The following is a 24,956-nucleotide window of genomic DNA, read 5'->3' as shown; positions in this document are numbered from 1 at the left end:
CTCCCACGGTCGTGGATCTGCCCCCTTCAAGGGGGTCCGGCCGGGTGCCGACAAGCCCTTCGATCGGGCTCGGCAGGCTTGGCCTGGCGCACCATACGGGTTATAAAGGCTGCCGGGCTTCACCCGTGAGGAACGGGATGAATATGAAAATCAAGACATTTCTTGCCGCGACGGTGCTGTTTGGCGGACTTTTGGCCGGGCTTTTGGCACCACCTGCAGTCCGCGCCGCCGGGCATGAGGTGCCGCCGGACGCGCTGCGCTGCCTGGCGCTGGCCGTCTATTTCGAGGCCGGCAGCGAGCCGCAGACCGGCAAGGTAGCGGTCGCCCACGTGGTGCTGAACCGCGCCCAGCATGCCGGCTTTCCGGGCGGCGTGTGCGGGGTCGTGCAGCAGGGCGGCGATCAGCGGCCCTGCCAGTTCGGCTGGTATTGCGACGGTCGCAGCGACCAGCCAACCTCGTCCCGCATGTGGCAGTCGGCACAGGAAGTGGCGCGCGAGGTGCTGGCCGGACGGGTGGATGACCCCACCGATGGCGCGCTGTACTTCGCCCAGGCCCGCGCTTCCCGGCCGGCCTGGACAAAGCGCCTGACGCAGATTGCCCGCATCGGCGGCCACGTCTTCTACCGCTGACGGCGTTATTTTCTGCGCCACCGGGGGCACGGGTCGTGCCCCTGCCGGACGGCCTGCTCTACCACCTGCCGCAGTTCCTGGCGCCGGACGCAGCCAGCGTATTGCTGGGGCAACTGACCACCTCGCTGGACTGGCAGCAGCACCGGCTCAAGCTGTTCGGGCGCGAATGCCTGACGCCGCGGCTGTGCGCCTGGTACGGCGACGCCGATGCCCGCTACGGCTACAGCGGCCAGACGCTCGAACCCCTGCCATGGACAGCGCCGCTCGTCGCACTGCGCCAGCGGCTCGAAGCCGAGCTCGACTGCCCCTTTAACGGCATGCTGGCCAATCTGTACCGTGACGGCGCCGACAGCATGGGCTGGCACAGCGACGACGAGGCAAGCCTGGGTCCGCGGCCGGTCATCGCCTCGCTCAGCCTCGGTGCGACGCGTCGTTTTGTGCTGCGCCATCGCCGTCGTCGCGATTTGCAGACCGTGGCTCTGACGTTGGAACATGGCTCCCTGCTGATCATGGCCGGCGATACGCAGCGCCATTGGCAACATGCCGTACCCAAGACCCGCGCGGCGGTCGGCGTGCGTATCAATCTGACCTTTCGTTACGTCGGTCGCTTGCGGGCGGCGGCAGGTGCGCCAGTCGGCGGCGCTTCATCGACCCGTGAACCCGCCCGCCCGGGCCGGCCGACCTTGTCAAACGATCGTTAACTAGCCATCATTCGGATCATTGCCGGCAGCCCCCACTGGCGCGCCGGGCCCGCTGCCAAGGAGATCCGACATGGGCGCCACCGAACAGCCGTTCATCACCAAATATCCGACCGCCGTGCCGGTCATGGGCGACGGTCCACTGCCGGTAGCGCCCTACATCAGCCGCGAGTTTTTCGAGCGCGAGCGCGAGAAAGTGTTCAAGCGCGCCTGGCTGGAGGTGGCGCGGGCCGAGGACATTCCCAATCCGGGCGACTACCGGGTGGTCGACATCGAGGTGCTGGGCTGGTCGCTGATCCTGACCCGTGGCGAGGACGGCCAGCTACGGGCGTTTCACAACATCTGTACCCATCGCGGCAACAAGGTGGCGCAGCACAAATCCGGCAACGCCAGGGGCTTTACCTGCGGCTTCCATGGCTGGGTGTTCGGCAACGACGGCGAGCTGAAGCACATGGCCGGCGAGGAATACTTTCCGCCCGGCACCGACCGCTGCAAGCTCGGTCTGAAGCCGGTGACGCTGGATACCTGGAATGGCTTCGTGTTCATTCACCCGCAGACCGAGCCGGCGCAGGGGCTGCGCGACTTCCTGGGTGGCATGGCCGACCAGCTCGATCCGTTCCCGTTCGACCGCTGCACGCGCATTGCCCGCTACGAGGCGACGCCGCGCGCCAACTGGAAGGTGGTGCTGGATGCATTCCAGGAGGCCTTTCACGCCATCATGGTGCACCGCGCCTCGCTGCCACAGTCCGCGGCGGCGGCTCCGAATCCGAGCGCGGCGCTGACCTCGGTGCGCTTCCACGGACCGCACCGATCCCTGTCGGCCTGGGCGAATCCGGACTACCGGCCACCGGAGGTCGGCATGATCGTCGGCAAGTACGGGCCAACCTTTGCCACCGCCAAGGATCAGTTCCCGGGCATCAACCCGAACCGGGACGAGAACTGGTGGTTCGACATCAATGTGGTGTTTCCGAACTTCTTCTGCGACACCGGGCCGGGCTGGTATTTCACCTACAACTTCTGGCCGATTTCCGAGAACCGCACCCGCTGGACCATGGACATCTACCAGCTCAAGGCCGAGCACGCCGGAGGGCTGCTGGCGCAGGAGCACACCAAGATCCTGCTGCGCGACGCGGTGCTGGAGGACTTCAGCACGCTGGAGGCGACGCAGCAGATGATGGAAACCGGCGTACTCAAGCACATCACGATCAGCGAGCTGGAAATCGCGCTGCGCCACCAGATGCACATCATCAACCAGTGGCTGGCGGCATGATGGCGTCCGAGCCGATGCTGCCGGCCCAGTTCGCCGACTGGGAGCCGTATGCCGCCACCTGGTGCCTGGCCACCGAGCATGCCCGGCGCGAGCAGCGCATGCACAGCACGCAGGCGCAGCTGGAACTGTTCTACAGGGCGGTCAAGCCGCGCTTGGATGAGGCCATTCAGTACCTGAACGGCTTTTCGCTGGATACCTTGCCGCAGCGCGAGCGCAACCTGCTGAATCTGGCCCTGTCGCTGGTGGAAATCTCGGTGGCGGTGGAGCTGTTCTTCAACCCCTGGCCGCAGGACGCCTATCCCTGGCAGGAGTTCTCGGTCGCCTATTGAGAGGGTGTTGATCCGCCGGCGCGGGCATCACAAATCAGCGGCGTCCGCGCGGCCCTTTTACGATGCCGAGCCCGGCGACGTTCGGGCGCTGATTGTTCTTCAGCCAGGTTTCGATGCTGCCGGGCGTGGTCGGGGCGTGCAGCAGGTAGCCCTGGATCACGTCGCAGCCGCGTTCGCGCAGGTAGCGCAGCTGGGCGGCGGTCTCGACGCCTTCGCCGACGATCTCCAGGCCCAGGTTGTGACCCATGTCGATGATGCCGTTGGTGATGGCCGCGTCGTGGGTGTTCTCCGGCAACTCGGCGACGAATGAGCGGTCGATCTTGACCGTCTGCACGGGCAGGTGTTTCAGGTAGCCCAGTGACGAATAACCGGTGCCGAAATCGTCGATCGACAGGCGCACCCCGAGGCTGCGCAGGCGGCTCAGAACCTTCGCCGAGGCGTCCAGATCGCGCATCAGGGTGGTTTCGGTGATTTCGAGCTCCAGGCGCTGCGGCGCGTGGTCGGTTTCCTGCAGCGCGCGGGCTACGGTGTCGACGAATTCCGGTGCTGCAAGCTGGTGTCCGGACACGTTCACGGCCATCCGCAGCGGCGGCAGGCCGTGCTGTTGCCACAGGCGGTTCTGCCGGCAGGCCTCGCGCAGCACCCATTCGCCGATCGGACCGATCAGGCCGGTGTCCTCGGCCAGCGGGATGAAGTCCGCCGGCGAGACCAGGCCGCGTTGCGGATGCTGCCAGCGGATCAGGGCCTCGACGCCGGTGACCATGCCGCTGCCCAGGTTCATCTGCGGCTGGTAGAACAGCATCAGTTCGGACCGTTCCAGGGCCTTGCGCAGGTCGGTTTCCATGTCCAGGCGCCGCCGCACGGCGACGCTCATGTGGGTCTGCCAGAAATGGTGCCGCCCGCCGCCGGCTGACTTGGCCTGATTCAGGGCCGTTTCGGCGTGCCGAATCAGTCCGTCCAGGCCGCTGTCGTCGGTCGGGTACAGCGCAATGCCGATGCTGGCGCCGAGCACAAGTTCCTGGTCAGCGACATGCAGCGGCAGGCCGACGCTGCCCAGAATCTTGTTGGCTACGGCGACGGCTGTGTCCGGGCCCTCGATTTCGAACGCCAGGCCGAACTCGTCACTGCCAACCCGTGCCAGCAAATCATCCGCCCGCAGCTGGCGCCGGATACGGTCGGCCAGTTGCACCAGCACCTCGTCGGCCACGTCGTGGCCGAGGCTCTCGTTCAAAACCTTGAAGCGGTCCAGGTCGAGGGCGACCACGGCGAGCTTGGTACTGGCGTCTGAACGCTCCAGTCGCTCACGCAACCGTTCCCGGAAGCCGGCCCGATTCGGTAGCCCCGTCAGCACGTCGTGATAGGCGAGACGGTGGGCGTTTCGCTCCGATGCACCGGCCTGAAGCAGCCGTGTGACGCGCCGTCGCAGCACGCCGAAATTGATCGGCTTGGTGATGTAGTCGGCGGCACCGGCTCGAAACGCTCGCTCCACCGAAATCTCATCGGCAAGGCTGGTGATCATCAGCACCGGCGTGCGGTGCGCCTGCGGCAGGGCAAGCATTTGCCGGCAGGTCGTGAAGCCGTCCTGACGGGGCAGGCGGGCATCCAGCAGCACCAGGTCGGGGCGCACCCGCGGGTACAGCTGCATGGCCTCCTCGCCGTCGCCGGCCTCGATCACGCGGTAGCCTTCGAGGCTCAGAATGCCGCGCAGTGCCAGGCGCGTGCTGTGGTCATCTTCCACCAGCAGTATCGTGAAATTCGACTGCGCGATTTCGGTCGGTTTACTGCCAAGCTGACCGGAGGACCAATGCGCGAGGGCTTCCCGCGCCGCCGTGTGCTGGCGGTCGAAGTCGTCGCTGAGGCGCTCCAGACCGGCGATGTCCGGGTTGCTGCCACTGGCCATGCGTTCCACGCGCTGGGCCAGATCGGCCAGCATTTCGGCGCCCAGGTTGCTGGCGCTGCCCTTCAGCGTATGCGCCAGATCGCGAATACGCACCGTGTCGCGTTGGCCGATGGCGTCGCGCAAATCCACGAAATAGCGCGCCGAATCCGTGATGAACGTGCGAATGACGGTCGGCAGGGCGTCGCCGATGGCATCGTGCAGTTCGGACAGCAGGGCGGTGTTCAGGACGGCTGTGGTGGTTGGGGCCTCACCGAGGGCGGCAGCAGGCTCGGGCGGCCGTGCAATCGCGCGGGTGGAGGTCCACTTCTCCAGTATTTGCTGCACGCCGGCAAGCTGCATCGGTTTGGGCAGGGCGTCATCCATGCCGGCGGCATGGCACTGCTCCTGCAGCGCGGCCTCCAGATTGGCAGTCATGGCAATGATCGGCACCCGCTGCCCGGCCGGTTCACCGGCGCGGATGCGGCGCGTGGCTTCAAGACCGTCGACGCCCGGCATGTTGCAGTCCATGAAGATGATCGCGTACGCGCCGGTCGCCCATTCGTCCACGGCGGCCTGGCCGTCGCCGACCACCTCGACCGTGCAGCCACAGGCTTCCAGCAGCCCCTTGGCGACCAGCTGGTTGGTCGCGTTGTCCTCGGCCACCAATACGCGCGAGTTGTTTGCAAGCGGCCGCGGCGGGGCATGGAACGCCGGCGCCGCTGGCTCGGCGATCTGGGGCGCCACATCGAACGGCAGCGAGAACCAGAAGCTGCTGCCAACACCGGGCGTGCTGTCGACGCCGATCTGGCCACCCATCTGTTCGACCAGCTGGCGGGTGATGGTCAGGCCAAGGCCAGAGCCGCCGAACTGCCGCGTGGTCGAACTGTCGGCCTGGGTGAAGGACTGGAAGATGCGTTCCAGATCCTCGCTGGCGATGCCGATGCCGGTATCGGTGACCCGGAACATCAGCCGGGTGTCCGCATCGCCACGCTCGACGGTGTCGATCTGGACCCTGACTTCGCCGGCCGGGGTGAATTTGATCGCGTTGCCGATCAGATTGGTCAGTACCTGACCGAATCGAATCGGATCCCCGACCACGCCCGACGGAACGTCGGCGCCGATATCGACCTGCAGGGCGATGCCCTTGTTGCGTGTCTGCAGCTCGAACAGGGTGGAAATTTCGCGCACCTTGGCATGCAAATCGAACGGTATGTGCTCGATTTCCACACGCCCGGATTCCAGCCGCGAAAAATCCAGGATGTCGTTGATCAGCGCGAGCAGGGTATTGCCGGAGGCCTCGGCGATGGTCAGCCGTTCCAACTGCTTGTCCGTCAGCGGCGACTCCCGCAGCAACTGCAGCATGCCAAGCAGGCCATTGAGCGGAGTGCGGATCTCGTGGCTCACGTTGGCGGTGAACTGCGCTTTCACACGCGCGGCGCTCAGGGCGGCGTCGCGCGCGCTGCGCAGTTCCTGCTCGCGGTCCTGCAGCCGGTCCATCATGCTGTTGAAGGCGTGCTCCATCTGCTGCACGTCGGCCGGTCCGGACAACTCGGCGCGGGCCGATATCTCGCCCGCTTCGGTGCGCGCCATGACCCGGGCCAGTGCCTGGATGGGGTTCGATATGCGGCGCAGGATCAGCAGCAGCAGCGGCATCAGTACGGCGGCGGTGAGCACGGTCATCGTCGCGGTGGACACCACGATGTCGCGGGTGACGTCCCGCAGGGCCGCCTTGCTGATGGCAATCGCAACCTGCCCCTGGTATTGCGGCGGCGGGACCGTTTCGCCGAAAACGGTCAGATCCTGGCTGGCATTGCCGACGAATACCGGCGCCCCAAACAGCCAGTAGGAATCGTTGTCGTCGAGCACGCGCGTGCTCTCGTCGGCGCGCCAGGAGTCGATTGCCGGCGCCTGCCGGGCGCCGACCGCGCCATGCCGCAGCAGGATCGAGCCGTCGGCATTGAACACCGCCACGCCGACCACGTTTGGAAACCGCAGCAGGTTGTCGGTGGCTGCCTTGGCGTTGTCCGGGGAGCCATAGAGCAGTGCCAGCGTGGCCTGCGCCGCGTAGCGCTCCGTCAGCAGCCGGCCCTGATTGAGCAGGTCGTCGCGTGCCTTGTTGACCGACAGCACTGAAATACCGGTTGCCGCAGTCAATGACAGCAGCGTGATTCCGACGATGCACACCAGCATCATCAGGGTGTCGCTGCGCAGCTGGGCAACGCGCCTGGCGATGAAATTGGTACGGTTCATGGCAACGGTAGTGAGGGAGGTTCGCGATCAGCGGGCCGGGAGCACAAGGTCATAGTCATCGACCGCCAGACGAATTCCAAGATGCTCCGCCGTGCGCCGGTTGATGGCCCGGCGCAGGCCGCGGTTTGGCTCGAACCGCACCGTTTTGCCACTGGCGTGTGCAAGTGCGAGTCGTGCCAAGTCAGCCCCCATCGCTTCGTTGTCCGGAAACAGCGCAAACAAAACGCCGTGCGCCACATGCTGGACCGAACCGGAGAAAACGACAATGTTGTTTGCCCATGCCCGGTTGAGAATGTCCGGCAACGTCGAGTCGTCGTTTACCAGTGCCGGATCCTGGCTCAGCCACAGTGCTTCGGTAGCGCTATCGGCGCTGTTCAGGATTTCTTGATATCCCTGCGCCGCGGCTCGCGCGTCGTCGGTGGCCACCGCGGCCAGCTCCAGTTTGAGCTTGCGGGCCGCGGCTTGCGCGCGTTCCAGCAACCAGCCGCTGCGGGCAGGGCGGTACAGCCAGTGCACGGTGCGGATGCCGGGTCTGAGGCGCAGTAATTGCTCGAACAGGGCGCCAGGGTCGGACTCCAGGCTGATGCCGGGCAGCGGTGGCTGGCCGGCAGGCGCCACAACGGCCCCGACCACGATGGGGATCTGCGTCGACAGCGAGCTGGTCGCGTCCAGGGCGGTGCTGCCCAGTGCAATCAGGACGCGCTCGTCGGCCACGGAAAGTGCTTGCGCTGGTGGGCTGCCTTGCGCACCGGGGATCTCCAGCAGGCGAACGCTGGCCGTCTTGCGGATGCCGTCCACCATCTGATACAGCACTGATCGATAGGGCTCGCGTACATCCGGCACCACGGCCAGCACGTCTGCCGCCGCCGCATCGCAGGCCAGGCTTGAGAAAACTCCAAAAAAAAATAAAGGAACAGCCAGCCTGAGGAACAGGGGCTTGTAGTGTGTGTCGCGGCAAGGCGCTGGCATGGGATGCCTGGTTTCAGGGTCAAAGAAGACCGGGCCGATCAGTGAAATGCCTTGCTGAGTTCCACAAACACGTTGCGTCCGGCCATCGGCAGATCGTTCGGGATGAGCGAGGAGGCGCTCGGCTCGCGCACATCGGCATCGAACAAATTACGTGCAGATAATCTCATACCCCAGTCGTCGCCGAACAGACGCTGCCCGCGCAGGGTCAGGTCGAAGGTCACATAGTCGTCGATCTTGGTCCGGGTATCGCCCGGTGGGCGCTTGCGGTCGAACACGCCGGTCGTCTGGCCGGACACACTCCACTGCTGGGTGAACATCCAGTCGGCGCGCAGATAGGCAAGGTGCGTAGGCGCGAATCCCACGTCGGTGTCGGTGGCCTCGTCGGTGGATTTCTGGTATGCGTAATTGCCGGACAGGCGCAGGCGCCGCGCGGCCTGCCAGGCGAGTTCTGTCTCCAGGCCGTAGCCGGTCTGGCGGCCGGTGTTCTGCGCGGTGAAGCTGGCGCCTCCCCCAGCCGCAGCGAAGCGGATGATGTCGTCCATCTTGTAATAGAAGATATTGACCGCGGCGCGCAGACCGCGACCGGCGTCCCAGTCGAGGCCAAATTCCCAGGTGTTGATGGTTTCGGGATCCAGCGAGGAATTCCCCAGATTGGCTGGATTGTTGACGTTGTAGAGTTCTCCAAACGACGGCGCGCGAAAAGCCCGACCGTAGAGCAGCTTGGTGGTCAGGCTGTAGCTAGTCTGCCAGACCAGCGCCAGACGCGGGTTCACGGTGGCACCGAAGTCGGAATAATCGTCTACCCGCACACCGGTGGTCAGCGTCCAGTCACGCCGGAAGTTCCATTCGTCCTGGGCAAAGGCATACCCGACCGTGCGGTTTTCCTCACGAACGAAGGCCGCGAGGTCCGTCACATCGACCAGGCCCCCCAGCGGAAAAGGCACCGTGCCGAACGGTGCCCCCAGATCCACGAGCGTGTAGTTGCGGCTTTCTTCCACCCGGTACAGGTCTTCCTTGCGGTAACCACCCCCCAGGCGCAGGCGATGCCGGGCGATTCCCGTGTAAAGCGCGCTCAGCTCGCCGCGATAATGGCGCTCGTAAACATCCGGGTTGCCGAGTACGCCGTCGGGAAACATGCCGCCGAAGGCACCGGGCGGAAACAGCCGCAGCCGGGCCAGGTTCTCCACGTTGTAGTAACTCAGGGTGCCCGTCAGGCCAAGGTTGTTACCGAAGCGGGGATTGTCGTAGCTCAGATCGGCACTCAGCCGCCGGCCATCGCCGCGGCCGACACTATCCAGCGCCTGCGCCACCCCGGCGCCAATGCCGCCATCGTTGATTTCCTGGAAACCACCGCGCAGGCGCCAGTAACCGCGGCTGATGTCCGCCCGCGCTTCCACGTTATCCCGGTCCAACTCTGCCGGTCCAGGCGCAAGCGAGGCGGCGCTGCCGAACAGCGCATCGAGCGTTGTCTGGGCATCGGCGCCAATGCGCCGCTGGGGACCGTCGCTGTGGTGGCGTTCCAGATAAAAGTAGGCGTCGAACTTGCCAACATCGCCACCCCATTGCAGATATTGGTCGTTGCGATCGAAAGAGCCGCCGCGGGCACCCAACTCCAGTCCCTGCACGTCCACGCTGGACTTCGTGATGATGTTGACGACTCCGGAAAACGCATCCGCTCCGTAAAGCGCCGATCCGGGTCCGCGTATGACTTCGATCCGCGCAATACCGGTCACGGGCATGCGACCCCACGAGGCACCGAGCGAACCGTCGAAAACATTCTTTATCGGTAGTCCGTTGATCAACACCAGTACCTGAGGATTGGTCTGGGTGTGGATGCCACGAATCGAAAAGATGGGCTTGTAACCGACACCGGATACACCGACGTGTAGACCTGGGACAGTTTCCAGTACTTCGTTGAGTTCGGTAGCGCCAATGGCGGCGATGTCTGAGGCCGTGATCACGCTGGCAATGGCAGGGCTCTCGCGCAATGGTTGTACGGTGCCGGTGGCGATGCTGACCATTTCGGGACTGCCATAGAACTCGGCCAGCGCCGCTTCGTCGGCTGTTTGCCCGCTGGCGAGCGGCGGTCCTGCGAGGAGCGCCGCCGATAGCACAGCCCGTGCAAGTCCACATGAGCACAACATTCGCGGTGTTTCGATGCCCACCATATCGCTCTCACCCTCGGTGGCTGTGCTGCGCTTTACCAGGCCCGACGCTGCGGGCCGCGGTACTGCAAGCGGTCACAGCGTAGTGGAAACAGGACGCTTTCGGAATGACGGGTAGCGTCGAATTCGCAATGAATCAGGCCCGCCGTGAATGCAAGTAGCGTCAGCCGGTAATACTCTGGCGGTGACAGTCCCTGGTCTGCGCACAGTCCGCCTGCGATGGCAGCCACATTCATCCCCATTCGATGATTTTTGAGAATATCTGCCACCTCGAATGCCAAAAGGCTGTGTATCCCGCCCCACAGCCCGAGGCGGCGCGCCAGGCGTTCGGCCGGCGCAATCCGCTCATCCTCGCTGCGCAAGGGCCTGCCGTATCCCGGAATGCCGCGGTAAGTCTTCAATTCGTGGGCGACGAAATCTTCCAGCGGTTCGCCGTTGTCGCGTGCTGCCCGCGCCCGTCGCAGAAAATCGAACACGCCGATCATCGGTCGCTGGCCGTAGATGGTGGCATCCGTGACGGCGATGGCCGCACCCAGCGACAGGCCCGGCGTACTGCGCGCGCTACCGCCCAGGGCCGCGACGCGGTTGTTCCAGATGCGTGGCTCGGGATAACTCGCCGAGATCTTCCACAGGCCCTGGAACAGTTCGAGCTGGGCCGGGCTGAAGCGTCGCCCAGTGATGCCGTACATGAGCAGGTCCATCCAGCTCAGGTCTTCCAGGGCATTGAGCAGGTCGTGACCGCGGAAGGTGACCGTGCCGTCCGCCACCGACACGGCGCCCAGTTCCGTCGGCCAATGGTCCTCGTATTCAAACAGTATTTGATTACTCATGTCCGCCCCGCCACAAATTCAACCGTTATCGGCAACCGGGCCCACATACTTGACCGCGCCGTGGAAAAACGGAAAGCGCCGAAAGCCGTATTCCTTCTGTTCCAGCGCATGCACCGCTGCGCCCGGCAGGCGCAGCAGCAGGTACAGCATCTCGCCCTGCTCGGCACCGAGGCCGAGATCCCGGCAGGCGGCGGCGGCCACACCCGACAGTGCAAGTGGTGCCCCGGCCGCGGCTTCGAGTGCCTCGCGGTGCATGGCGAGCCAGGGCAGATGCGGGCCGGCGCCGATCGCACGCAGCGCCTCCAGAGTCTGAAGAACAGGCGTGGCGCAGCGCACGCCATGCGGATCGAAGCCGGGTGCGTGTTCCATTGGTGTCCAGATGTCGGCGCGCTCGGCTTGCGGCGGATTTGCCAGGAACGCCTGCCAGGCTGCCAGATCGCAGCCCAGCCGCTCCCAGGCTTCCATCGCGACCCGCACCTCGTGCCCGCCGCCAAGGTTGCCGGCACCCACCCCAAGCGCCGCCATCAGTGCCGCGGCGGCGGGTGAGCCGCCTACGCCGGCGCACATGGCGGCATGCACGCTTGCTTCCCTGGGGCCCGGATTGGCTAGCGCGATGGCCAGTCGCTCAAGGAGCTCCGCCTGTGTCGGCGTTGGGCGCTCGCCGACGAAAAGCAGGTACAGGTACTCGACGAAACTCGCCTTCTTTAGAACTTCGCCGTAAACGTCGTAGCCGCGGCAATAGCAAGCCTCGGCGGCAAATGGGTTGTCAGCGGCGGGGCTCTCCTTCCAGATACGTGAATGGATGAATTCCTTGCTCTTGCTCAATGGCCGACACCTAGAGATTTCATGCGCTGCTTGATGGGTGGCACTGCATTGCGGTCGATCCGCACGTCAACGAGAGCGGGTGACCGCGCTTTCCACAGGCCTTCCCAGTCAATGCCTTGGAGATCCTCGACGGTGTGGACGACAAAGCCCTTGATACCCATGGCCTTGGCCATCAACGCAAAATCAATTTCCGGCAGTTTCCAACCTATCTGCTCAGCGCCGCCGAGCATTTGTCCATGTCGGATGGTCCCAAGCGCCGAATCGTTGAGCACGATAAAAAAAACTGGCAGCCGATTCTCGGCCGCAACCGTAATTTCCTGGCCATTCATTAATATGCTGCCGTCTCCAGTCAGGCAGGCGACCGGCAGATCGGGACGGGCGAACGCCGCGCCCACTGCGTGTCCGATTGCCCAGCCCATACAGCTGAACTCCATGGATGTGCGAAACAGCCCCGCAGATTCCTGTCGGCGGTCTTGCAGACGTGGTGTGGCGGAGGAGGAGTCCGCTTGTTTATCCGAAAGCATGGTCGCCGGTAAACGGCGCTCGCCAAAGCGCCGGTCTGGAATATGCAGGTAGTGAATTGCCCAACCTTTCGCCGCTGTCCCATCGGCGATAAATCGGGTTCCCGGAGGCAGCAGATAGGGCAGGTCGCGCATCAGTCGCTGCGGTTTCAGCGGCGTGGCATTGGAAACCCATTCCGTCGGTTCGTCGAGCGCGCAATTCGGCAGTGGTCGCTCAGCGCGGTCAGAAACTATGCGAAGGCTACTCTTGACTGAGGCGCGGGGCACAGGTGTGGCGATAGAGCTGGGTTTAACGCCACTCTGGATGATGGCTCCGACGCGCTCGAAGACTTCTCCCGGCGCTCCCAAGACATGTAATCGCCCCATCGCGGAATTCACAAAATTTTCCGCGTTGGCATCGACATGAATCAGGCGTTGATTAAGGAGGGTGTGTCGGTCCCAGCCGGCAGTTGCCCACTCGCCCAAGCTGCAGCCAACTGCAATTACGCAATCGACCAAGGGGTCGGCTAACACCTTTTCGGCGCTGTCATGCCCAGAAAGGCCGTAGACGCCTTTGAAGCATGGATGAAAGGAGCTTACAAAGCCCTTTGCATGCGGAGTAACAATTACCGGTGCATCAAGCGCCAACGCCAGAGCCAGTACTCTGCTCGCGCCATCCTTGACGCCCTCGCCTATAAGAAATACCGGCTTGCGTGCCAGTTGGATTTGTCGCGCGAGCTCGGCTGTGGCCGCCTCGTCGATGCCATGGCGGGTGCGCAGAATCATCATGAGATCGACAGCTGGATCAACCTCGATCGATGTACGCATAATGTCGAGTGGTATGCCGAGATGGCTTGGCCCGTGCGGTTCGCGGAAGGCATTCAGGATTGCGGCGATAAGCTTCGGTTCAAACTGTTTTGGATGCGACACCAACGAGTTGTAACGCGTGCAGTGTTGGAACATGCCCACCGTGTTGACTGTTGTGTCGCTACACTCCTGCATGGCGCCGCGGCCGAAGGTTTCCAGTCGGGTCTGAGCGGTGATTGCGAGAACCGGGTTGCGATTGTGATAAGCGCCCGCCACCCCGGTAATCATATTGGTCGCCCCCGGCCCGGTGGTGGCAAAACACACACCGAGCTTGCCGGTTTCCCGGGCATAGCCGTCGGCCATGAAGGCGGCACCCGATTCGTGGCGGGCAACGACGAGCTTGGGGCCGCCGCGGCGCATGCCGCGCGCGATGGCGTTGACCAGCGGTTCGATGGCGCCGCCCGGTACGCCGAATATGTATTCGACGCCGATCTGCTGCAGGTAGTGGACGATCAGGTCGCCCCCTTCGAAGGGGGTCTCGGCCGGAAGAGTATCGCCGGTCGTCGTCAATCCTGTCCGATCGTTCAGACTCATCTAGGCCTCCCAAATAGGCAGCCGCTCAACGGCGTTGAGACACCTTACATTAAAACTTACTAATAAGGTCTTACAGTTACCGTCGATTGCTGATTTTTTTGTTGATCAGAGCGCTTCTTGCTGTGAGACGGCACGGGGTAGGCCGAACGTTGCCAGTCGGCGTCGAGCGGTGTTTTCGATGTCTGGGCGTCTTGCAGCGGCGCGGGCTCACTCAAGGCTGGGGGTTGATGGCGCGCATTGGCGCGATTCCAGTTCTTCCCAGCGGGCATAGGTGAGTTGAAGTGCTGTCTCAATATCCAGAAGAGCCTGCTGGGCCTGGCGCTGGGCGTCGACCGGCTGCTGGTAGAAGTCTGCTGCGGCCATGCGCTGATGCGCCGCGGCGATGCGGGCTTCGAGTTTTTCGATGTCCTGCGGCAGGCGTTTCAGTTCCCGCTGTTCGACCGGGGTGAGGCCGGGTGTGGCGGGTTTGGCGCGCGGTGGGGCAGGGGTGCTGGCCGTCTTGCGGGCGGGTACGGCTTCGACGTGTCGCTGGCGCAGCCAGTCGTCGTAGTCGCCGACGTAGTGGCGAAAGCCACGCTCGCCCTCGTGCACCAGAAGGCCGTCGACCACTTCGTTCAGAAAGGCGCGGTCGTGGGATACCAGCAGCACGGTGCCGGGGTAGTCCAGGATCAGGTTCTCTAGCAGTTCCAGGGTCTCGACGTCGAGATCGTTGGTCGGTTCGTCCAGCACCAGCACGTTGGATGGTTTGGCGAACAGGCGCGCCAGCAGCAGGCGGTTGCGCTCGCCGCCGGACAGCAGCCTGACGGCCGTGCGGGCCCGGTCGGGCGTGAACAAAAACGCCTTCAGATAGCCCAGCACGTGCAGTGTGCTGCCGTCGAAATCGATGCGCTCGGCGCCGTCGGCCACGTTCCAGACGGCGTCGCGGTCCAGGTCCAGCTGTTCGCGGTTCTGGTCGAAGTAGGCGACCTGCAGGTTCTCGCCGTGGATCACGGTGCCGCTGTCGGGCGCGCGCTGGCCGAGCAGGACTTGCAGCAGCGTGGTCTTGCCGCAGCCGTTGGGGCCGATGATGCCCAGCACCTGGCCGCGCTGCAGCTTGAAGGTAAAGTCGCGCAGCACGGTGGTGTCCGCGATGCGCGCGTTGACCTGCAGCGCCTCGAGCACGCGCTTGCTGGACTGTTCGCCAAACTGCGCCCGGATTTGCGCCCGCTGCTGGTATTTGCGCCGGTTGGCGGCCTGTTCGCGCAGATCATCCAGCGCCCGCACGCGGCCCATGTTGCGGGTGCCGCGGGCCTTCACGCCCTGGCGCAGCCAGGCTTCTTCCTGGGCCAGTTTTTTGTCGAAGTCCTTGTTGGAGGCGCTCTCGGCCGCCAGCGCCTCAGCCTTGCGCCGCCGGTAGTCGGCATAGCGACCCGGCCAGTTGTGCAGCGCGCCGCGGTCGACTTCCACGATGCGGGTGGAGATGCGGTCCAGAAACGCCCGGTCGTGGCTGATGAACACCAGCGTCAGGGGCGTGCCGAGCAGGAATTCCTCCAGCCAGGTGACGCCTGCAAGATCGAGGTGGTTGGTGGGTTCGTCCAGCAGCAGCAGGTCGGGCTGGCTGACCAGCGCGCGGGCCAGCAGCACGCGCCGCTTCATGCCCCCGGACAGCCGGGTGAATTCGCTGCCGGCCGGCAGGCCCATGCGCGTGAGCAGGGCATCCACTTCCACCCGCGCCGTCCAGGCGCCGGCCGCTTCGAGGTCGTGTTGCAGTGCCTCCAGGCGCGCCTGATCGGCGCCGGCTTCGAGCGCCGCTTGGTACTCATCCAGCAAATGCCCGCGCGGGCCAAGGCCGGCGCTGACCACCGAATAAATCGAGCCGCTGATGTCGCGCGGCACGTCCTGCGGCAACTGGGCCACGCGCAGGCCATCGCGGCGTTCCACCTCGCCCGCGTCAGGGCTCAACTCGCCGGCCAGCACCTTCAGCAGCGTGGACTTGCCGGCGCCGTTGCGGCCGATGAGGCACAGCCGGTCGCCTTCTTCCACCACCAGGTTGGCCCGCTCCAGCACGGGCTCGCGGGAGTACTGGACGGTCACTGAGCGCAGGTTGATCAGCATGGGTTTAAACGATCATTCGGTCGGGCTTGCGCCGGCCTTCGGACTGCGCCAGCATGGGGTTTGACGGGCCGGATAGCCCGGGACCGTGCAAGGAGGAGAAAAAACGATGGCATTACCAAGCCAGTTCGCGGATATCGAACACCTGATTACAGCCGGCTGGGCGATCGGCGATGAGGCGGCGCGCAACCGCAGGCGCCGGACCTCGTCCATGGCCGACCTGCAGGCGTTCTACAACACGCTGCTGCCGCGCATGGACGCCATTATCCAGCACTTGAACCAGCAATCCCTGCCGGCGCTTGCGCCCGGGGATCAGGCGCTGCTCGATCTGGCTCTGATGTTCATGGAGGTGGCGCCGGCGGTCGAGATTTACAAGGACCCCGACGTGCCGTGGGGTTTTGACGCGGCCCGTTTCCATATTCTGCCGGCCTGATTCAAGCCAAGGAGGTTTCCCATGAACCAGCCCGCTGTCGACACGCTGCATCCATACCTGCGCCAGTGCCCCGATCTTGGCACCGGACCCGTGCCGGTGGCGCCGGTGGTGTCGCCCGAGTATTTCGAGCGCGAGCGCGAGGCCATCTTCAGGAAGGTCTGGCTGAACTTGGGGCGCGTCGAGGACATCCAGAAGCCGGGCGATTACGTGGTCAAGGACATCGCCGTCCTGAAGGCCTCGATCATCCTGGTGCGCGGTGATGACGGCGAGGTGCGGGCTTTTCACAACGTGTGCCGCCACCGCGGCAACCAAGTGGCCCAGGGCCGCGGCAATGCCAAGGGCTTTGCATGCGGCTTTCACGGCTGGACCTACGACACGGCCGGGCAGTGCGTGTTCGTGCCGGACGAGGAGGTGTTCTTCGATCTGGACCGTGCACAGTTGGGTCTGCCGCCGGCGCGCTGCGAGACCTTTGCCGGCTTCATTTTCGTCACCGTCAATCCGGCCGCCGCACCGCTGGCCCAGTATCTGGGCGGTTTCGGCGAGCAGATCAAGGACTTTCCGTTTCACACCATGCAGCGCATGCACACGCTCAGGGCCGACGTGAACTGCAACTGGAAGGTGTTCGTGGACGCCTTCCAGGAGTCCTACCACGGCCGCTTCGTGCACAAGCTGACCGCGACCGCGGCCGGCTGCACCCAAGATGATCCCTATGCGCACCTGACCTCGGTGCGCCTGTATGGCCCGCACCGGTCGGCCTCGGTGCCGTTCAATCCGGACTACCAGCCGAGCCCGGCCGAGGCGCTGTCGTTCAAGTACGCCCAGTCGCTGTGGCTGCACGAAGGCAATGCCGGTGCGCAGCGCGTGCCGGGCACAAACCCGGAGGGCCACCCGAACTGGCTGTTCGACATCAACGTGTGTTTCCCGAATTTCTTTGTGGACGTGTCCAGCAGCTGGTTCTTCACCTACCACTTCTGGCCGCTGGCGGTGGACCGCACGGCCTGGGAGTACAACTTCTACATGCTGCCGCCCAGGAATGCCGGCGAACGCATCAGCCGTGAGTTCTCCAAGCTGTACCTGCGCGACCTGCTGCGCGAGGATCTGTCGACCGTGGAGACCACGCAGGCGGGCCTGAGCTCGGGCGCCATTGAGCACGTGATCCTGTCCGATCAGGAAGTGGCCGTGCGCCACCAGTACAAGGTGGTGGACGACATGGTCAACGGCCGCTGGCGCGGCTAACCCATGCCGTTTGCCCGGCCGGCGCTCAGCTCGCCGGGCCCAGCTCGTCGACGCGCAGGGACAGGTCGACTGCGTGCACGTGCTTGGTGAGCGCACCCACCGAGATGAAATCCACACCCGTGGCCGCAATGGCGCGCAGGCCCTCGATGCCGACGCCGCCGCTGGCCTCGACCGTGGCCTTGTCGGCGGCGAGCTTGACCGCCTCGCGCATCAGTTCGAGCGGGAAATTGTCGAGCAGGATCTGCTTGACGCCCGCGGCCAGCGCCGAACGCAGCTGATCGAGGTTCTCGACCTCCACTTCGACCGGCGTGTTGGGCGGCGCGAGGCGACGGGCGGCCTCGATGGCGGCGCTGATCGAACCGGCCAGCGCGATGTGGTTTTCCTTGATCAGGATGGCGTCGTAAAGCCCCTTGCGGTGATTCAGTGCGCCGCCCACGTGGACGGCGTATTTCTGCGCCAGGCGCAGGCCGGGCAGGGTCTTGCGGGTATCGAGCAGCTTGGTGTGCATGCCGGCGATGGCCGCCACGTAGGCGCGCGTGGTGGTGGCCGTGCCCGACAGCGTCTGCAGGAAATTGAGCGCGCAGCGCTCGCCGGTGAGGATGGCGCGCGCCGGACCGCGCACCTGGCACAGGGTCTGGCCGGCGCTCAGGTCGTAGCCGTCGCGCGTCTGCCAGGTGATTTCGACCCGCGGATCGAGCGCCTTAAACACCGCGTCGAACCAGGCCTGACCGCACAGCACGGCTTGGTCCCGACACACGACACGGGCGCTGGCCGCGACATTTTCGGGGACCAGGGCAGCGGTCAGATCGCCCGTGCCGATGTCTTCGTCCAGCGCGGCGCGGACCTGGCCGGGAATGGCCGCGAGGGTGTTGGCATCGGGGTGCATGGGCGCTTCCGGTCAGGGTCGGATGGGTGCCGCATTATGGCTGGCCCGGTGCGCTCATGGCGTCTAGCCGCCGGGCGCCGATGGCGTCGACGCAGCGGCGGGCGCAGATGGAAGGCCTGCCCGGGGCGCCCTTGGCCCCGGGCAGGTGCAGGAGGCTTCGACCCGCGGGCGGTCAGGTGCCGACGATGCCGCCGTCGTCGCGCGTGATGGCGACCACCCCGGAGCGCGGCTTGTAGACCGTGCCCAGGCCGCTGGCCGTGGTCGGGCCGTTGATGCCGCTGTCCGGCCAGGTGGAATTGTCGGTCGGGGTGATACTCCAGTCCTCGCCCGGATGCTGGATGCCCACGAACAGCGTCTTACCGTCCGGTGTGGCGGTGACGCCGGTGACCTCGCAGTGGCGGGGCGCGGTCAGGAAACGCCGCGTTTCGCCGGTGGACGGGTCGGCGCACATCATCACGTTGCCGCCGATGTTGACCCAGTCACCCTTGCCGTCGCCGGCCTGGTCGGTCTGGATCCACAGGCGGCCGCTCGGATCGAACCACAGGCCGTCGGGTGCGCCGTAGTCGTCGCCGTTGATGTTGCCCAGGTAGCCGTCGTGACCGTCCGGCGTGTAGCTGCCGCCCAGCTTCTTGGTGGTCTCCTTGTCGCCGCATTTGACGAAGATGTCCCAGGCGAAGCCGGTGGCCGCCGTGCTGCCCATGTTCTCGCGCCAGCGGATGATGTGACCGAAGTCATTGTCCGGGCGCGGATTGGCGGCATCGACCGGCGGGTTGGCGCTGGCGGCGGCGGTGGTGCCGTCCGGCTTGTTGCTGGATGCCGGCGTGTTGCCGCGGCGGCTGTTGTTGGTCAGGGTCAGGTAGACCTCGCGCGTGCTCGGGTGCACGGCCACCCACTCGGGGCGATCCATCATGGTCGCGCCGACGCGGTCGGCGGCCTGCCGGCACTTGATCAGCACCTCGCCCTGGTCGGCAAAGCCGTTGTCGGGCGTCAGGCCGTTCTGGCCCCAGACCAGTGGCAGCCAGGTGCCGCTGCCGTCGGCGTTGAAGCGCGCCACGTACAGCGTGCCCTCATCCAGCAGGTGGCGGTTGGCGGCGCGGTTTTTGGGGTTGTACTTGCGCGCGCAGACGAATTTGTAGACGTACTCGTTGCGCTCGTCGTCGCCCATGTAGACGGCCACGGTGTTGTCGGGGCCGACCACCACGCCGGCGCTCTCGTGCTTGAAGCGGCCAAGGGCGGTGCGCTTGACCGGGGTGCTGGCCGGATTCCAGGGGTCGATCTCCACCACCCAGCCGAAGCGGTTCGCTTCGTTGCGGTGCGCGTTCAGGTCGAAGCGCTCGTCAGCCTCGTGCCAGCGGTAGTTGAAGCCGCCGGCGCTCAGGCCATAGCGGGCCTCGTGCGCAGTTGGCGAGAAACCGGACGCGCTGCCGAAGTAGCCGTTGAAATTCTCCTCGCAGGTCAGGTAGGTGCCCCAGGGCGTATGGCCGCTGGCGCAGTTGTTGAGCGTGCCCAGCACGCGCCTGCCGCTGGCGTCGGCGGCCGTGCGCAGCAGCGGGTGGCCGGCCGCCGGGCCGCGCACCTCGCACGGCGTGTTGCCGGTGATGCGGCGGTTGTAGGGCGAGTGGTGAATGAGCTTCCACTCGCCGCGGTTGCGGCCGATCAGGTCCTTGCCGATGGCTACGATGTTGACGCCGTGCGCCGCCTGCTGCGTGCGCACCATGTCCAGCGTGATCGTGGCCGAGCTGTAGGCGGACGCGGGCGTGATGCCGTGGACCAGCGGTGGGTCGACATACTCGCTGTTGCTGACCAGCAGGCCACGGACATTGCCGGCGGCGCCCGGGAACGGGAAGAAATGCATGCCGTCGGTGTGGGCGCCATAGGCCTGCAGCTGGTTCGCCTCGTCCATCGGGTCGGCCGGGTTCCATTGCGCGCCCGGGCCCAGACGATCGCCCCACGCCACCAGCACGCGGGCGCTGTAGCCGGCCGGCACCGTGACCGCGTCGGTCATCGGCACCACGTTGGCGGGCACCGACGCGAAGCCGATGCCGCCCAGCGGCGCCGGGGCCGCCTGCGCATAACGGGTCAGCGCGTCGACCATTGTGCCGCCGAGCACCGTCACGGCGGTCACGCCGGCGGTGGCGGCGGCCGAGCTTTTCAGAAAGCCGCGGCGGCTCAACTGGCGCTGTTCGAGCACATCGTTGAAGCTTGGGTTGGTGGACGGATTGCTGCACTCATCGGACGGTTCAAGTGCGCTATCGGGATGCAATTGGCTGCTCACGCGTGGGTACTCCATGGGATTTCCGGTCCGTATCCGGCCCGGAACGGGGCGATACCAAGTCGGGGCGCGATCGTGCCCCCTTGATTTTGACGGTGGCGAAGTTATGCGCCCCATGTTTCAGCCACATTGCAGGCGTGGGCGCTTGATTGCGCTCAGGCGACGCGCCGGCAGCGCTTGAATGCCCCGGCCGGCTGCCCCACCTTGCACGACAAGTGGCGCGCTGCCCGCGCCGTAACGGAGACTCGGACAATGCGCATGGACAAACTCACCAGCCAGTTCCAGAAGGCGCTGGCGGACGCACAAAGCCTGGCCCTGGGCCGGGATCATCAATTCATCGAACCGCTGCACCTGCTCAGCGCCATGCTGGCGCAGGACGGCGCCGGCGTGGGCTCGCTGCTGGCGCGGGCCGGGGTCGCGGTGGACCGTTTGCGGGCCGATCTGGGCAAGGCGCTGGACCGTCTGCCGCGGGTGGAGGGCACCGGCGGCGACGTGCAGCCGTCACAGGCGTTGATACGGGCCCTGAACCTGGCCGACAAGTACGCCCAGCAGCGCGGCGACGAGTACATCGCCAGCGAGATGTTCCTGCTGGCGGCGCTCGAGGACAGCGGCGAGACCGGCCGCATCCTGAAGGACGCCGGCGCCCGGCGCGCGGCGCTGGAGCAGGCCATCGATGCCGTGCGCGGCGGCGAGAAAGTCACCAGCGAGAACGCCGAGGAGGCCCGCGGCGCACTCGACAAATACACCATCGACCTGACCGAACGCGCCCGTCAGGGCAAGCTCGATCCGGTGATCGGCCGCGACGAGGAAATCCGTCGCGCCATCCAGGTGCTGCAGCGGCGCACCAAGAACAATCCGGTGCTGATCGGCGAGCCGGGCGTGGGCAAGACCGCCATCGTCGAGGGCCTGGCCCAGCGCATCGTCAACGGCGAGGTGCCGGAGGGGCTCAAGGACAAGCGCGTGCTGGCGTTGGACATGGGCGCGCTGATCGCCGGCGCCAAGTTCCGCGGCGAGTTCGAGGAGCGCCTCAAGGCGGTGCTGAACGAGCTGTCCAAGCAGGAAGGCCGGATCATCCTGTTCATCGACGAGATCCACACCATGGTCGGCGCCGGCAAGGCCGAGGGCTCCATGGACGCCGGCAACATGCTCAAGCCCGCCCTGGCGCGCGGCGAGCTGCACTGCGTGGGCGCCACCACGCTGGACGAGTACCGCAAGTACATCGAGAAGGACGCCGCGCTGGAGCGCCGTTTCCAGCAGGTGCTGGTCGATGAGCCGTCGGTGGAAGACACGATCGCCATCCTGCGCGGTCTGAAGGAACGCTACGAGGTCCACCACGGCGTGGAGATCACCGACCCGGCCATCGTCGCCGCGGCCACGCTGTCGCATCGTTATATCTCTGGGCGCAAGCTGCCGGACAAGGCCATCGACCTGGTCGATGAGGCGGCCAGCCGCATCCGCATGGAGATCGACTCCAAGCCCGAGGCCATGGACCGCCTTGACCGGCGCCTGATCCAGCTGAAGATGGAACGCCTGGCGCTGGAGAAGGAGCCGGACGAGGCCTCGCGCAAGCGCCTGGCGACCATCGACGAGGAAATTGGCCGCCTGTCGCGCGAGTACGCGGACCTGGAGGAAATCTGGCGCGCCGAGAAGGCGGCCGTGGGTGGCACGCAGTCCATCAAGGAGGAGCTCGACCGCCTGAATCAGGAATTCGAGACCGCGCGCCGGGCCGGCAACCTGGAGCGTGCGGCCGAGATCCAGTACGGCCGCATCCCGGAACTGAAACGCCAGCTGGAGAATGCCGCCAGCGCCGAACAGGGCCCGCGCAAGCTGCTGCGCAGCGAAGTGACCGAGCAGGAAATCGCCGAGGTCATCTCGCGCTGGACCGGCATCCCGGTGGCCAAGATGCTCGAATCCGAGCGCGAGAAACTGCTGCACATCGAGGACGCGCTGCACCAGCGCGTGGTCGGCCAGGATGAGGCGGTGCGCGCGGTGGCCGACGCCATCCGTCGCTCGCGGGCCGGGCTCACGGCGCACGAACGCCCCATCGGCTCGTTCCTGTTCCTGGGACCGACCGGCGTCGGCAAGACCGAGCTGTGCAAGGCGCTGGCCGGCTTCCTGTTCGACACCGAGCAGGCCATCGTGCGCATCGACATGTCCGAGTATATGGAGCAGCACTCGGTGGCGCGGCTTATCGGCGCCCCGCCGGGCTATGTCGGCTACGAGGAAGGCGGCCAGCTCACCGAGCGCGTGCGCCGACGCCCGTACAGCGTGATCCTGCTCGACGAGATCGAGAAGGCGCACCGTGACGTATTCAACGTGCTGCTGCAGGTGCTCGACGACGGCCGCCTGACCGACGGCCACGGCCGCACGGTGGATTTCCGCAACACCATCGTGGTGATGACCTCGAACCTGGGCTCGGACCGCATCCAGGAGCTGGCCGGCCAGCCTTACGACACCATCAAGGCGGCCGTAATGGACGTGCTGCGCCACCAGTTCCGGCCGGAGTTCATCAACCGTATCGACGAGACGGTGGTGTTCCACGCGCTCGGCCGCGAGCAACTGCGCCGGATCGTCGACATCCAGATCGGTGCGCTGCGGGCGCGCCTGGCCGAGCGGGACATGACGATCAGCTTTACCGACCAGGCGCTCGACTGGCTGGCCAACGTCGGCTTCGACCCGGTGTACGGCGCCCGGCCGCTGAAGCGCGCCATCCAGCAGCACGTGGAAAACGCGCTCGCGCGTGATCTTCTGGGCGGCAAGCTGGCCGACGGCGACGGCATCCAGGTCGACGTGGCCGGCGATGGCCTGGTGTTCCACAAGCAGTCGCCGAACGAGGCGGTGGCCTGACGCCAGCACGCTGGTAAGCTGGCGGCCCCGTCACGGCGGCGGGGCCGCGTTGCCCGGGAGGGGCATGCGGCGTGTTTCGATCACATCCTGGAGTGTGCGCATGAGTAACAAGCCTTTGATCATCCTGTCGGCGCTGGCGTGCTTGACCCTGGTCGGCTGCAGCGAGAAGGGTCCGGCCGAACAGGCCGGCGAGAAAGTGGATCAGGCCGTCGAGCAGGCCAAGGACGCCGTCGAGGACGCCGGCCAGCAGGGTCCGGCCGAGGAGGCTGGCGAGAAGATCGACAAGACGGTCGAGGACATGAAAGACGACGCGGCCGAATAAGCCGCTTTCGTGAAGAACGCCGCGGCGGCGCTTGGCCGGCGCCGCGGCGCGCTCACGCGTCGGTGGCGAATTCGATCGGCGCCGACCAGATTGCCAGCACCAGGCAGCCATCATCGCTGACCACGGCATGCCGGCTGCCCGGCGGACTCACCAGCAGGGTCCCGGCCGGGTAGTGCCCGTTGCCGTCGCGTTGCGAGCCTTGCAACACAAGAATGTGTTCGTAGTCGGTGTGCTGGTGCTCCGGCACCGTGGCCCCCGGGAGGTAGCGCAGCAGCGCTGCGGCGGGCCCAACCCCCGGCTGGCCGTACAGGGCATGAAACTCCACGCCCGGCCGCAACATCTGCCAGTGCAGCTGGTCCGGCTCGGCGGCGCGTTGCAGCAGATTGGCGAACGCCGTTGAATGCGCCGTCACGCGCGCAGGCCGGCCAGCAGCGCCGCCGACTCGGCCACAGCCCCGAACACCCCGCCTTGCATCTTGATCATGTTCAGTGCCGCCAGGTGATTGCCGTGATCGGTCGCCCCGCAGCAGTCTGCCAGCAGCAGGCACTCGAAGCCACGGTCGTTCGCCTCGCGCATCGTGGTGTGCACGCACACGTCGGTGGTGATGCCGGTCAACACCAGATTGCGTATGCCGCGCGTATGCAGCAGCAATTCGAGGTCGGTGGCGCAGAAGCTGCCCTTGCCCGGCTTGTCGATGATGGGCTCGCCGGGCAGCGGCGCCAGTTCGGGGATGATGTCCCAGCCCGGCTCGCCGCGCACCAGAATCCTGCCGCAGGGACCAGGGTCACCGATGCCGGCGCCGATGCGCCGCGAGCGCCAGCGCTTGTTGGCCGGCAGGTCGGACAGGTCCGGCCGGTGCCCCTCGCGGGTGTGGATGACGTGAAAGCCACCGGTCCGAAACGCCGCCAGCACGGCGCGAATCGGCTCGATCGGCGCGCGCGTGAGGGAGATGTCGTAGCCCATCGTGTCGACATAGCCGCCAGGACCGCAAAAGTCGGTCTGCATGTCGATGATGATCAGTGCCGTGTTTTCCGGGCGCAGGTCGCCATTGAACGGCCAGGGGTAGGGCTCGGCGTCCAGGAAGCGTTCTGGCATGGTGTCGATTCTCGATGGGAGTGAAGGCG

19 protein-coding genes are annotated in these 24,956 nt (G+C 65.8%); 8 read left to right on the top strand and 11 right to left on the bottom strand.

Features of this window, described 5'->3' with window-relative positions:
• Positions 1 to 143 precede the first annotated feature (143 nt).
• The 4 genes from H5U26_RS08825 to H5U26_RS08810 all read left to right on the top strand — a co-directional run bounded on the left by H5U26_RS08825 (position 144) and on the right by H5U26_RS08810 (position 2,926).
• Complete coding sequence (locus H5U26_RS08825) at positions 144 to 629, top strand: cell wall hydrolase (RefSeq protein WP_290618754.1); 486 nt, start codon at positions 144 to 146, stop codon at positions 627 to 629.
• A gap of 35 nt (positions 630 to 664) precedes the next feature.
• The gene (locus tag H5U26_RS08820; protein ID WP_290618752.1) at positions 665 to 1,330 is read left to right on the top strand and encodes an alpha-ketoglutarate-dependent dioxygenase AlkB; all 666 of its coding nucleotides are present in this window, start codon (positions 665 to 667) and stop codon (positions 1,328 to 1,330) included.
• Positions 1,331 to 1,400: 70 nt separating this feature from the next.
• Complete coding sequence (locus tag H5U26_RS08815) at positions 1,401 to 2,597, top strand: aromatic ring-hydroxylating dioxygenase subunit alpha (protein WP_290618750.1); 1,197 nt, start codon at positions 1,401 to 1,403, stop codon at positions 2,595 to 2,597.
• Complete coding sequence (locus tag H5U26_RS08810; protein ID WP_290618748.1) at positions 2,594 to 2,926, top strand: hypothetical protein; 333 nt, start codon at positions 2,594 to 2,596, stop codon at positions 2,924 to 2,926. Before H5U26_RS08815 ends, H5U26_RS08810 begins: the two co-directional genes overlap by 4 nt.
• A gap of 34 nt (positions 2,927 to 2,960) precedes the next feature.
• On the opposite strand, the gene H5U26_RS08805 is transcribed toward H5U26_RS08810, so the two are convergent.
• The 7 genes from H5U26_RS08805 to abc-f all read right to left on the bottom strand — a co-directional run bounded on the left by H5U26_RS08805 (position 2,961) and on the right by abc-f (position 15,839).
• A complete protein-coding gene (locus tag H5U26_RS08805; RefSeq protein ID WP_290618746.1) occupies positions 2,961 to 7,055 on the bottom strand; it encodes an EAL domain-containing protein in 4,095 nt (1,364 codons plus the stop codon).
• Positions 7,056 to 7,082: 27 nt separating this feature from the next.
• Positions 7,083 to 7,910 (bottom strand): ABC transporter substrate binding protein, encoded by an 828-nt coding sequence (locus tag H5U26_RS08800; RefSeq protein ID WP_290618744.1) that lies wholly within the window; start codon positions 7,908 to 7,910, stop codon positions 7,083 to 7,085.
• Between the two features lie 152 nt (positions 7,911 to 8,062).
• Positions 8,063 to 10,192, bottom strand: a complete 2,130-nt coding sequence (locus H5U26_RS08795; RefSeq protein WP_290618742.1) for a TonB-dependent receptor — start codon at positions 10,190 to 10,192, stop codon at positions 8,063 to 8,065.
• A 32-nt stretch (positions 10,193 to 10,224) separates the two neighbouring features.
• A complete protein-coding gene (locus H5U26_RS08790) occupies positions 10,225 to 10,962 on the bottom strand; it encodes a hypothetical protein (RefSeq protein WP_290618740.1) in 738 nt (245 codons plus the stop codon).
• A gap of 75 nt (positions 10,963 to 11,037) precedes the next feature.
• The gene (locus H5U26_RS08785) at positions 11,038 to 11,844 is read right to left on the bottom strand and encodes a citrate/2-methylcitrate synthase (RefSeq protein ID WP_290618738.1); all 807 of its coding nucleotides are present in this window, start codon (positions 11,842 to 11,844) and stop codon (positions 11,038 to 11,040) included.
• Positions 11,841 to 13,745 carry a thiamine pyrophosphate-binding protein gene (locus tag H5U26_RS08780; RefSeq protein ID WP_290618736.1) on the bottom strand — a complete coding sequence of 635 codons (1,905 nt, stop codon included), beginning with the start codon at positions 13,743 to 13,745 and terminating at the stop codon, positions 11,841 to 11,843. The genes H5U26_RS08785 and H5U26_RS08780 overlap by 4 nt, the downstream gene beginning before the upstream one ends.
• A 207-nt stretch (positions 13,746 to 13,952) precedes the next feature.
• Positions 13,953 to 15,839 (bottom strand): ribosomal protection-like ABC-F family protein, encoded by a 1,887-nt coding sequence (gene abc-f, locus H5U26_RS08775; protein ID WP_290618734.1) that lies wholly within the window; start codon positions 15,837 to 15,839, stop codon positions 13,953 to 13,955.
• Positions 15,840 to 15,945: 106 nt separating this feature from the next.
• Here abc-f and H5U26_RS08770 point away from each other — a divergent pair, with 106 nt between their 5' ends.
• Both H5U26_RS08770 and H5U26_RS08765 read left to right on the top strand, forming a co-directional pair.
• The gene (locus H5U26_RS08770) at positions 15,946 to 16,269 is read left to right on the top strand and encodes a hypothetical protein (RefSeq protein ID WP_290618732.1); all 324 of its coding nucleotides are present in this window, start codon (positions 15,946 to 15,948) and stop codon (positions 16,267 to 16,269) included.
• Positions 16,270 to 16,290: 21 nt separating this feature from the next.
• Positions 16,291 to 17,505, top strand: coding sequence for an aromatic ring-hydroxylating dioxygenase subunit alpha (locus tag H5U26_RS08765; RefSeq protein WP_290618730.1), 1,215 nt, complete (start codon positions 16,291 to 16,293; stop codon positions 17,503 to 17,505).
• A 25-nt stretch (positions 17,506 to 17,530) separates the two neighbouring features.
• Here H5U26_RS08765 and nadC read toward each other — a convergent pair whose 3' ends face one another.
• Both nadC and H5U26_RS08755 read right to left on the bottom strand, forming a co-directional pair.
• Entirely contained in the window at positions 17,531 to 18,391 is an 861-nt protein-coding gene (nadC, locus tag H5U26_RS08760; RefSeq protein WP_290618728.1) for a carboxylating nicotinate-nucleotide diphosphorylase, read from the bottom strand.
• Between the two features lie 172 nt (positions 18,392 to 18,563).
• Positions 18,564 to 20,666 (bottom strand): PhoX family phosphatase, encoded by a 2,103-nt coding sequence (locus H5U26_RS08755; protein WP_290618726.1) that lies wholly within the window; start codon positions 20,664 to 20,666, stop codon positions 18,564 to 18,566.
• Between the two features lie 249 nt (positions 20,667 to 20,915).
• Here H5U26_RS08755 and clpB point away from each other — a divergent pair, with 249 nt between their 5' ends.
• A complete protein-coding gene (gene clpB, locus H5U26_RS08750; protein WP_366055922.1) occupies positions 20,916 to 23,510 on the top strand; it encodes an ATP-dependent chaperone ClpB in 2,595 nt (864 codons plus the stop codon).
• A gap of 100 nt (positions 23,511 to 23,610) precedes the next feature.
• Complete coding sequence (locus tag H5U26_RS08745; protein ID WP_290618722.1) at positions 23,611 to 23,832, top strand: hypothetical protein; 222 nt, start codon at positions 23,611 to 23,613, stop codon at positions 23,830 to 23,832.
• A 52-nt stretch (positions 23,833 to 23,884) separates the two neighbouring features.
• On the opposite strand, the gene H5U26_RS08740 is transcribed toward H5U26_RS08745, so the two are convergent.
• Positions 23,885 to 24,244, bottom strand: a complete 360-nt coding sequence (locus tag H5U26_RS08740) for a cupin domain-containing protein (RefSeq protein WP_290618720.1) — start codon at positions 24,242 to 24,244, stop codon at positions 23,885 to 23,887.
• Positions 24,241 to 24,927, bottom strand: a complete 687-nt coding sequence (locus H5U26_RS08735; RefSeq protein WP_290618718.1) for an isochorismatase family cysteine hydrolase — start codon at positions 24,925 to 24,927, stop codon at positions 24,241 to 24,243. The genes H5U26_RS08740 and H5U26_RS08735 overlap by 4 nt, the downstream gene beginning before the upstream one ends.
• Between the last annotated feature and the right edge of the window lie 29 nt (positions 24,928 to 24,956).

This window comes from Immundisolibacter sp. (assembly GCF_014359565.1).
In the GTDB taxonomy this organism is placed as follows: Bacteria; Pseudomonadota; Gammaproteobacteria; order Immundisolibacterales; family Immundisolibacteraceae; genus Immundisolibacter.
The sequence above is the reverse complement of the archived record's forward strand: the minus strand, read 5'-3'. Positions and strand labels throughout refer to the sequence as shown.

What these genes read in the sequence shown, in the direction of transcription:
- clpB (WP_366055922.1), top strand. Translation starts at nt 20,916, where the DNA reads ATGCGCATGGACAAACTCACCAGCCAGTTCCAGAAGGCGCTGGCGGAC.
- H5U26_RS08795 (WP_290618742.1), bottom strand. Translation starts at nt 10,192, where the DNA reads ATGGTGGGCATCGAAACACCGCGAATGTTGTGCTCATGTGGACTTGCA.
- nadC (WP_290618728.1), bottom strand. Translation starts at nt 18,391, where the DNA reads ATGCACCCCGATGCCAACACCCTCGCGGCCATTCCCGGCCAGGTCCGC.
- H5U26_RS08805 (WP_290618746.1), bottom strand. Translation starts at nt 7,055, where the DNA reads ATGAACCGTACCAATTTCATCGCCAGGCGCGTTGCCCAGCTGCGCAGC.
- H5U26_RS08810 (WP_290618748.1), top strand. Translation starts at nt 2,594, where the DNA reads ATGATGGCGTCCGAGCCGATGCTGCCGGCCCAGTTCGCCGACTGGGAG.
- H5U26_RS08780 (WP_290618736.1), bottom strand. Translation starts at nt 13,745, where the DNA reads ATGAGTCTGAACGATCGGACAGGATTGACGACGACCGGCGATACTCTT.
- H5U26_RS08745 (WP_290618722.1), top strand. Translation starts at nt 23,611, where the DNA reads ATGAGTAACAAGCCTTTGATCATCCTGTCGGCGCTGGCGTGCTTGACC.
- H5U26_RS08765 (WP_290618730.1), top strand. Translation starts at nt 16,291, where the DNA reads ATGAACCAGCCCGCTGTCGACACGCTGCATCCATACCTGCGCCAGTGC.
- abc-f (WP_290618734.1), bottom strand. Translation starts at nt 15,839, where the DNA reads ATGCTGATCAACCTGCGCTCAGTGACCGTCCAGTACTCCCGCGAGCCC.
- H5U26_RS08825 (WP_290618754.1), top strand. Translation starts at nt 144, where the DNA reads ATGAAAATCAAGACATTTCTTGCCGCGACGGTGCTGTTTGGCGGACTT.
- H5U26_RS08735 (WP_290618718.1), bottom strand. Translation starts at nt 24,927, where the DNA reads ATGCCAGAACGCTTCCTGGACGCCGAGCCCTACCCCTGGCCGTTCAAT.
- H5U26_RS08815 (WP_290618750.1), top strand. Translation starts at nt 1,401, where the DNA reads ATGGGCGCCACCGAACAGCCGTTCATCACCAAATATCCGACCGCCGTG.
- H5U26_RS08770 (WP_290618732.1), top strand. Translation starts at nt 15,946, where the DNA reads ATGGCATTACCAAGCCAGTTCGCGGATATCGAACACCTGATTACAGCC.